The sequence below is a fragment of the uncultured Murdochiella sp. genome (assembly GCF_902488755.1).
Lineage (GTDB): Bacteria > Bacillota > Clostridia > Tissierellales > Peptoniphilaceae > Murdochiella.
The window spans coordinates 1-9380 of record NZ_CABTXF010000044.1 but is presented as its reverse complement, the minus strand read 5'-3'; the positions used below and the strand labels follow the sequence as shown (position 1 = coordinate 9380).

General features: G+C 46.0%; 11 protein-coding genes. 9 read left to right on the top strand and 2 right to left on the bottom strand.

The features are described 5' to 3' along the window. The 9 genes from RDL68_RS05235 to RDL68_RS05195 form a co-directional block, all read left to right on the top strand. The coding region (locus RDL68_RS05235) for a hypothetical protein (RefSeq protein WP_308540629.1) at positions 1-211 on the top strand (211 nt) is incomplete at its 5' end. A 16-nt stretch (positions 212-227) separates the two neighbouring features. Further along, a complete protein-coding gene (locus RDL68_RS05230) occupies positions 228-1079 on the top strand; it encodes a class B sortase (protein WP_308540628.1) in 852 nt (283 codons plus the stop codon). Between the two features lie 113 nt (positions 1080-1192). After that, positions 1193-2128, top strand: a complete 936-nt coding sequence (locus tag RDL68_RS05225) for a class B sortase (RefSeq protein ID WP_308540626.1) — start codon at positions 1193-1195, stop codon at positions 2126-2128. A 109-nt stretch (positions 2129-2237) separates the two neighbouring features. Continuing rightward, on the top strand, positions 2238-2522 hold the full coding sequence (gene groES / locus RDL68_RS05220) for a co-chaperone GroES (protein ID WP_308540625.1): 285 nt from the start codon (positions 2238-2240) through the stop codon (positions 2520-2522). 41 nt (positions 2523-2563) lie between these two features. Further along, a complete protein-coding gene (gene groL, locus RDL68_RS05215) occupies positions 2564-4189 on the top strand; it encodes a chaperonin GroEL (RefSeq protein ID WP_308540624.1) in 1626 nt (541 codons plus the stop codon). 275 nt (positions 4190-4464) lie between these two features. Next, entirely contained in the window at positions 4465-4980 is a 516-nt protein-coding gene (locus RDL68_RS05210; RefSeq protein ID WP_308540623.1) for a hypothetical protein, read from the top strand. Between the two features lie 60 nt (positions 4981-5040). Further along, positions 5041-5784 carry a response regulator transcription factor gene (locus tag RDL68_RS05205; RefSeq protein ID WP_308540622.1) on the top strand — a complete coding sequence of 248 codons (744 nt, stop codon included), beginning with the start codon at positions 5041-5043 and terminating at the stop codon, positions 5782-5784. Positions 5785-5799: 15 nt separating this feature from the next. Next, positions 5800-6528, top strand: a complete 729-nt coding sequence (locus RDL68_RS05200; protein ID WP_308540621.1) for a pseudouridine synthase — start codon at positions 5800-5802, stop codon at positions 6526-6528. Between the two features lie 14 nt (positions 6529-6542). After that, positions 6543-7100, top strand: a complete 558-nt coding sequence (locus RDL68_RS05195) for a hypothetical protein (protein WP_308540620.1) — start codon at positions 6543-6545, stop codon at positions 7098-7100. 70 nt (positions 7101-7170) lie between these two features. On the opposite strand, the gene RDL68_RS05190 is transcribed toward RDL68_RS05195, so the two are convergent. Beyond that, positions 7171-9084, bottom strand: coding sequence for an ATP-dependent helicase (locus RDL68_RS05190; RefSeq protein ID WP_308540619.1), 1914 nt, complete (start codon positions 9082-9084; stop codon positions 7171-7173). A gap of 28 nt (positions 9085-9112) precedes the next feature. Continuing rightward, positions 9113-9380: hypothetical protein (locus tag RDL68_RS05185; protein WP_308540618.1), on the bottom strand; the 268-nt coding region annotated here is incomplete at its 5' end.

Sequence of the window (9380 nt, the reverse complement as noted above, 5' to 3'; positions counted from 1 at the left end):
TTCGGTGAAGCTGTTTTCCGCTGGTTCGCATGACGGAGAGATGCTGCAAAAAGAGGGAAAAGAGGGCGCGATCACGAAGTTCTTCTTTGATGAGAAGCAGGAGATAATCGGTGCGATTTTGTACAAAGACACTTCTTTGTCGGGAAAAGCAAAGAAATGGATTAAGGAACACGCTGACAAATCAGTTATTCTTCAAGCTCTTGAAGGTTGATCAGAGGAGATGGATCATGAAAACAAGACATTGCCTATCGCTGTTCGGTATTTTTGTCCTTTCCTTTTTCCTGCTTTCCTGTGGGAAAGAAAAGGCACCTGTATCCGGCGAAGGTTCGGTTTCCGAGAGCCGCGTTCAGGAAATGAGCGAAGAGATAAAGAGCCTGCGTCACGGAACAATTACATTAGTAAAACCGGGATTTGATAACAAAGTGAAGGAACTGCAGAAAAGAAATTCCGATGTTGTGGGGTGGCTGTCTTTGGACGGAACGCCTAATGCCTATCCGTTGCTTTACTCCGGAGACAACGAATTTTATTTGCGCCGAAACATCGATAAACAATATGAACTCTATGGCATCCCATACATGGATATGGAAAACACACCGAAAATGGCAGACCAGAACACCGTTTTATATGGGCACATGCCGGATTTGGGCGGGCTGCAGCAATTCGGCGTTTTGCGTCATTACTTGCATCAGGAGTATACTGATAAAGCACCAAAAACGGTTACGGTGACGACCAATCATGGTATCTTTACGTATCGTCTGTTTGCTGTTCGTAAAGTTGCGGCGGACGCTCCCTATCGTAATGCCAATATGCCGGAGAAAGAGTATGCGCAACTGTTAAACGATACGATAAAAAACAATATGATTGATTTCGACTATCATCAACCGGTAACAACAAAGGAGCGCATTTTAACGCTGTCCACCTGTACGGAAGAAGGTGATGATGACTATCGTCTTGCCTTTGTCGGCGTATTGGATAAAGCGGAATTGACACCGGAAGCGTTTGAAGAAGCAAAAGCATTCTATAGTAACGCCTTGGAAAGTGCTCCGGAAAGCAGTGCTGCGCCTTCCGTATCACAATAGCTACGCATAGCAAAGGACGGCGCTTCAGTGCTATAAAAAACGGCGCATCAGACAGCACAAAAAAGGCAGAGAGATGCCGATTTCGGCATGGATGAAGGTAATGGAGAAGAAAGATGAAAAAGTGGTTGCGACGCATCGTCCAAGGCATTTTACTCATGGTGATGGCGTTTAGTATTGTCGAAATCGGTTCCTATTTATGGGCAAGACAACATTCAAACTCTCAGCTTTCTCGCATCAATAAGCAACTTTCCGATTTAGCTGTCCCGACCGCTTTTTCTACGGGTGCCTCAGGCAGTAAGCAGGAAGAGCTTGTGGATTATACCGCTTTGATGAAAAGGCTGAAGGAAATGAACAAGGATACGGTCGCCTATCTCACCATTTTCGGTTCAGAAAATCGCTATCCGGTGTTGCAGGCAAAGGATAATGATTACTATCTTCGCCGAGGGATTGATGAGGAGTACAGCATCCAGGGCATTCCCTTCATGGACTTTCAAAACAAACCCGATTTGAGCGATCAGAATACGGTTTTATATGGGCACATGATGTACTATGGGGATGAGATGTTCGGCATCCTGAAACATTTTTTAGATCAAAGCTATACCGACAAAAGCGAGAAGCGGTTTACCTTAACGAACGAAAAGGGTGTGTATACGTATCGCATTTTTTCGATTCGCCAGCCCTTAGCAACCGATCCGTATCGTTATCCGAATTTGGAAGAAGAAAAATTCCTTGCTAATCTGCAGCAGGCATTAACACAGTCTGAGACCAATTTTCATTTCGATTCTGCCCTTTCCGCTAAGGATCACGTTGTTACCTTATCGACGTGTACGGCAAATCAGGATGACGAAAAGCGTATTGCCGTGGTTGGCGTTCTTGAGAAAATACAGACCAAAGAACGCACGATTACGCGTGAAGAGGTGATTGATAAACAGGGAAAAGGCAGCTGGGAGAAGACGGGGATGTTTCCTGTTCCCCAAACAGACGCCTCCTCGGCAAGTGAAGGAACGAACGCAGAAGACAACGAAGCAGGCAAAGGCGAGACGGAATAGTCTCGCCTTAAAATTTATGTGCAGGGCTTGAAAATAATCTCATCGTGCGGTATAGTAAACGTGTTGGCACTCAAACAATGAGAGTGATAATAAAAGACAGGAGGAATGTATGAAAATCAATCCAATTGGAGAGCGCATTGTCATTCATAAATTAGAGAAGGAAGAAACAACGGCATCCGGCATTGTATTGCCGACATCCGCACAGGAGCAGCCGCAATATGCGGAAGTAGTCGCTATCAGTGATAAGTTGTCCGGGCAGGAGGAATATAAAGACGCCGTGCAGATCGGCGATCGCGTTATTTATTCCAAATATGCTGGAACGGATGTGAAGTTGGACGGCGAAGAATATATCGTCATTAAGATTGAGGATGTTTTAGCGGTCGTTCGTGACTGAGTGTAACGCAGCAAGAGAATGTAGATAGAAGGAGAGAAAGAATGGCAAAACTCATTAGCTATAATACCGAAGCACGCCAGAAAATTCAGGAAGGCGTGAATAAATTAGCTGACACGGTGAAAGTGACGCTTGGACCGAAAGGTCGCAATGTTGTTTTAGAGAAAAGCTACGGCGCTCCGTTGATTACCAATGATGGTGTAACCATTGCAAAGGAAATTGATCTCGAAGACGCTTTTGAGAATTTAGGCGCGCAGCTTGTAAAAGAAGTTGCCACGAAGACCAATGATGTAGCCGGTGATGGAACAACGACGGCTACGTTGCTGGCACAGGCAATTGTTCGCGAAGGGTTGCGTAACATTGCTGCCGGAGCGAATCCGATGGTGGTGAAGCGCGGCATGAAGAGGGCATCTGACTTTGTCGTCCAGAAGTTGCAAGAAAGAGCAAAAGAAGTGGACACCATGGATGCCATTGCAAACGTCGGCACCATTTCGGCTGGGGAACAGGCGATTGGGCAAATGATCGCAGAAGCCATGGAGAAGGTCGGGAAAGATGGAGTGATCACGGTAGAAGATTCCAAGACGATGGAAAACGCCTTGGAGGTTGTTGAGGGTATGCAGTTTGATCGCGGCTACCTTTCTCCCTACATGGTGACCGATACCGAAAAAATGGTTGCTGAGTTAGAAGATCCGTACATCCTCATTACCGATAAAAAAATCGGCAATATCCAGGACATTCTTCCGCTTCTTGAACAGATTGTACAGTCCGGAAAAACGCTGCTCATTATTGCAGAAGATGTGGAGGGGGAAGCACTCGCCACATTGGTTCTCAATAAGATTCGCGGCACCTTCAATGCAGTAGCGATTAAAGCACCGGGATACGGAGATCGTCGCAAAGAGATGTTGCAAGACATTGCCGTCCTTACCGGTGGACGTGTGATTACCGAAGATCTCGGTTTAGACCTCAAGACAGCGACCATTGATATGCTTGGCAGAGCCGGAAAAGTTAATATCGACAAGGAAAAAACGGTCATTGTCAGTGGCCATGGCGAGAAAGATGCGATCGCACAGCGCGTCGAACAGATTAAAAAACAGATCGAAAACACCGATTCGGATTACGACAAAGAAAAGCTTAAAGAGCGTTTGGCAAAATTGGGTGGTGGCGTTGCTGTTCTGCGTGTTGGCGCTGCAACGGAAACGGAAATGAAGGATAAGAAGTTGCGTATTGAGGATGCCCTTTCGGCGACTCGTGCGGCAGTCGAAGAAGGCATCGTAGCCGGTGGTGGTACTGCGATGATTGATGTCATCAACGATGTCGATGCGTTCATTGCGGACTTTGAAGGCGATGAGAAAGTGGGCGGACAGATTATTGTACGTGCTCTTGAAGAACCACTTCGCCAGATTGTAGCTAACGCCGGTCTTGAACCCTCCGTCGTTGTAGAGAAAGTCAAGGCGGCAGCTCCCGGTGAGGGTTTTGATGCCATGTACGAAAAATACGTCGATATGTTTAGCGCTGGTATTGTTGATCCGACGAAAGTGACCCGTTCCGCTTTGCAGAATGCGGTATCTATCGCCTCTATGTTCTTGACCACCGAAGCGGCTGTCGTGAGTATTCCGGAAGAGAAAAAGGATCCGGGAATGAATCCGGCAGCAGGTTACGGCGCATATTAATCGGTCGCTGAATAAAAAATAAGCTGATAAAACTGCAATAAAGCGAAATTTCGCTTTATTGCAGTTTTTATTTTATGGAGAAAAGGATAAATTTACATTATAATGAAAAACTATTACCATCTTGTCTTATTCATGGGACAGGATGAAGCACATGCGAGATAAGAAATAGGAAGTGCTTTGATACAATGAGGACACCACCGAAGTCCGGACGGATACACAGAAGACGGAATGAAGCATATAGAACCTTCTCCGCAGGGAGAAGAAAGGAGGATGGTATGACCTCTTCACGAACAGAAAAAGAATCGCGTATACGTATGCACATTATTGGTTTGCTCTCTCGGTACAAAGCGAATCAGGAAAAATTGGATCGCTACCGTGACGATGAAGTCGTTCGCGAGTGGCAGGGGGGGGGAAGGTATGCTGCCGCTTTGCTTCCTTCAAATTCGTCGAACACAACGGAGAATGCTCTTTGTCCGGATTTGCCCTCCCTTTCTTTCTTGTTGGAAATGGAGCGCCGGCAATTTTTCTCCACCTTGGAACGATTGAAAATCGAAGTACAGTTGGTGAAATTGCTTTTGCTGCATCTTTCTGATGAAGACGTTGCGCTGTTGACGAATCGATATTATAAAGGGTATTCGATATCACGTGTCTGTGCGGAGATGTTCTTTTCACGAAGCACTTTCTATCGCCGACATGAAGAGATATTAGAACAATTAGTGTCTTACTATGATGCTATTTTTCCGCACACTATGGATTCTTCCTTAAATGCGACAGAAAAGGAGAAGGAGTAATACACCCTTTTCATTTTCCTATTCTTTGGTATCCTATAGGGGAGAATTAAAGGGGGCACTATGCAGCTATTGCTTATACACCCGAATGCGGATAGTGTAGAAGACTTATCTGCAGCATTCACTTATGATGGATATGATGTGCTGTCTTGCACTACGCTAAAACGGGCGGAAGAACTCCTGCAAAGAAATACTGTGGACATGACTATTCTGACGGATGAGATGGAGGATGGCAATGTCCTGGATTTCTTTACTGTCTTAGAGGCAGCAGGTGCGTTACCGGCGATGATTCTGACCCGATCCACCTCGGTGAAACACATCGTTCTTTTACTGGAGTATGGATATCGGGAAGTCGTGCGCCTTCCTATGGATATTTTGGAAGTAAAAGCCCGTGTAAGGGCAATGCTTCGAAGTCAGAGCACGACGAAAGAGGCTGAAGAAGATCCGTTCCGGATAGAACTTTTCGGTTTGCAGATTGATATGATCCACCGCATTCTGCAGCACGAAGAAAAAAGTGTACAGCTTACTAGCAAAGAATTTGAGGTACTTTTGGTGCTGATTCGAGAAAAGGGGAAGGTTCTATCACGCGCCGATTTAGCACGCGAATTATGGACGGAAATCGATGCGGTGCATGAGCGTAATATTGATGTTTATGTGCGTCGCTTACGGGAAAAGCTCAATGCGATTGAAATGGATGAACTGATTGCGACAAAATGGGGAGAAGGTTACCTTTTGCATTCGATTGACCCCTTGTATCGAAATGCGACCGAACTCAGTCACGCTTTGGGCGAACACGGCGAAGAATAGAAAGCCGAGGAAACGGTGCGTATACGTCTGGATAAATGGCTCGCCCATCAAGGTTTGGGATCGCGAAAAGAAGTCAATGCGCTCATTCGATCCGGCAGAGTACGAGTAAATGGTGAGACAGTAACCGTTCCGAAGAGCGTCATTCTCGAGTCGGATCATGTGCAGTGTGATACACAGGATATTCAGTATCAACGCTATGTGTATTTTCTTCTGCACAAACCAAAGGGAGTGCTTTCCGCAACGCGCGATAAACGGACAACGGTTTTGGATCTTCTTCGACCGGAAGACCGTCATCGTTCGGTCTTTCCGGTTGGCCGCTTAGATCGCGATACCACGGGTCTGCTTTTATTAACTGATGACGGAAGACTTGCTCATGCGCTTTTATCGCCGCGTCACCATATTGAAAAAGAATACTTCGCCAAAGTAGATCGTCCGATTGACGAACGGCTCATTACACGCTTTGGCGAAGGCATTCTCCTTGAACCGGAGGGGATATTGACTGCACCGGCGAAGATTATGCTGCGCGAAGACGGGAGTATCAGCGTGACGATTACCGAAGGAAAGTATCATCAGGTAAAACGGATGTTTGCGGCGGAAAACCGCACGGTTCTTTCTTTACATCGTCACCGCATGGGACCTTTGGTGTTGGATGCCGATTTAGCAGAAGGACAATACCGCGCTTTGCGCAAAGAGGAAATTGAGCAGCTGCGCACGGCAGCGGGTCAACGCCCGGAAGGGGCTTAGGAAGCGAAAACAAAATGAAGTACTATATCGCCGATTGCCATTTCGGTGATGAAGAAGTCATTCGTTTTAGCCATCGACCTTTTTCTACGGTAGAGGAGATGGATGAAACGATGATTGCACGATGGAATCGTACAGTGAAAATATCGGATGATGTCTATATTGTCGGCGATCTCATCCATCGTTGCTCCGAGCCGGAGAAATATTTAGAACGTCTAAACGGTCATTTGCATCTTATTCTTGGCAATCATGACCGTTGTATTGAAGAGAATCCCTTGTTGCATCGTTATTTTGAAGAAATAATCTCTTATGCGGTCGTTTACGACCATCGTCATCGTCTCGTGTTGTTTCATTATCCTATGCTGGAATGGGACGGTTACTATTACGGTACTTGGCATCTCTATGGGCACATTCACAATCACCCTTCCCTTACGCGGGAGCGTACCAAGGAATTGTCCAAAGCACTTAATTGCGGCGCGGATGTTGTAGACTACTGTCCACGTACTTTTGATGAATTGGTAGCCATCAATAAACGTGACTGCTTTCGCTCGTCGCGCCCACAGGGAGCGGTATAACGAGACAGATTCCGACAATTTGACGACGATACTACAGGGAGTCCTTGCACTTTGCCTGATAGATAGTTAACTACGTTATCTTTCGGCGTTTGCCTGCCAATTCATCTATGAATTGAGAATGCTTGACCGGACGATCCCAAACGGCTTCACGCCCCATCAGCCGCAAACGACGTTTGGCGCGTGTCATACCGACATAGAACAGGCGGCGCTCCTCTTCCAGCAAATCGGAATTTCCGGCAGCGTATTCTTCTAACGCCAAGGAGGAAGGGAATTCCGTCTGAATGAGATCCATCAGCCAAACCGTATCGTATTCCAAACCTTTTGCGCCATGAATGGTGGAGAGGACTACCGGAGACGGCTGAATGGTCGATGCGAAGTCCTCTTTTTCTACAATCTCTGTTTCTTCTTTCCAATCCCTTTGACTGCGTTCTTCCAGCTCTCGAAGACGCTTACGAAAAGCGGGATACGTTGTACAGTAGCTTGCACAATCTTCCAACCATTCAATGAGACGAGCTTCAATCGAAACGGCATTTGCGCTGCGTCGAGCACGCTCTTTGAGAAATTGTTTATAGCCGATCTCTTCATAAAGGATGGCGATTGCCTGTTTTGGTGTCGCCGTTTGTATACGTAAAAACGCATCTTCAAGAAACATAAGGCGATCTTGATAGAATGTGTTTTGTGTTTCTTCTGCCGCAAGAAGCTGTTGCCATACCGTTTCTCCGATAGGGGTGGATTCCAGTGTGGTCAGAAAACTTTTTTTCAGAAATTGATTCATTTTATAGTAAATGCGCGAAAAACAGGCAACATCACATGGATCCATCGCCAAGGTGAAAAAGTCGAAAATATCATTGAGAACCGGATGATGAAAATAACGATCAACATCGGAACGAAGTTGAAATGGGATGTTTCGGCGATCCAAGGCATCCATCAGAGCGAGAGCAGACATGTTATTTCGATATAGGACAGCGACGCTTCCTTGCACCTGATCGCTTGGCAAGTCACGACAAAGACGATCGGTTTGGGCGCGAAGAGAATGCGTCAGAATGACCTGCGTTTTTTCGCTGCTTTCCGTTTCGCTTTTTGCGGTTTTTCCATAACGTGTTGTGTTTTCTCGAATCAATCCGGCAGAGAGTTTTACGATATTTTTCGTGGATCGGTAGTTATCTTGCATAAAAAGGATTTTTGTATCCGGAAAAAGGGTTTTCACGTTCAACAGATATTTGGGATCCGCCCCTCGAAAGCCATAAATAGACTGATCATCATCTGCCACAATGAAAATATTGTTTTCTGGCGCGCTCAGAAGATGCAGAATTCGCCATTGTACGAGTGAGGTGTCCTGCGCTTCGTCCACTTGAAAGTACGGGTATTTTTGCTGCCAACGTTTCCGTATCGTTTCCTCCTGATCAAGCAATTGCAAGGTGCGCCAGAGCATATCATCAAAATCAATGAGATGATGCTCCGCTTTAAATTGCTGATAGGCGTTTTGAAGCGCTTCAAAATGGGAGCAGCGGGTGGCGGTTTTTTTCTTGGCTTGGTCAGCACTCTGCAACGTGTTTTTCATGTAACTGTCCAGACGAAAAAAGGCATTGCGTTCATCTTCCGGCATGGGGCGGTGCAACAGCTGACGATAGAGTGCTTCCACAACACGATATTTGTTATACGCCGTGGAAGCTTCCATTAATTCCAAGCGGATATGTTTTTCCGCCGCATATTCCCGCAGAATACGATAGCAAAAAGCGTGGATGGTGGAAAATACCGCGCAGCTTTCTCCGTACTTTGCACTGTAGCGGTTTTTCATATCAATAGCCTGCTGACGGGAGAAGGTAATCGAAGCAATGGAGGAGATGGCAATGCCCGATGCTTCCAGCTGATGAAGCCGTTCCAGCAAGATGGTTGTTTTGCCTGCGCCGGGTACAGCAAGCACAAGGCAGGGACCTTCTTGATGAGCGATGGCTTGTTTTTGTATGGGAGTAAACACGGTCATATTGGCACCTCTTCTTTACGTCGTATCTTCATTGTAACGGATACGTTGTTGCGAAAGAATCTCTTTTTCCTGTCGCATCGCTACATTCTGTTCCATTTTCGTTCTTCTTGTTTTCTCTTGTTTCTTTTGATGTGGAAAAAAGAGGGAACAAAAACATTTTTATCGCAAAATCCATTCGTGTAATGTAGTAAGACATATGTGACACTTTCAACAAAATAAAAAGAGGTGCTCTGATACAATGTGTTTGACCAAAAACCCGTTGCATCGAAAGGAGCACCTCTTGAGTAAGATTATAA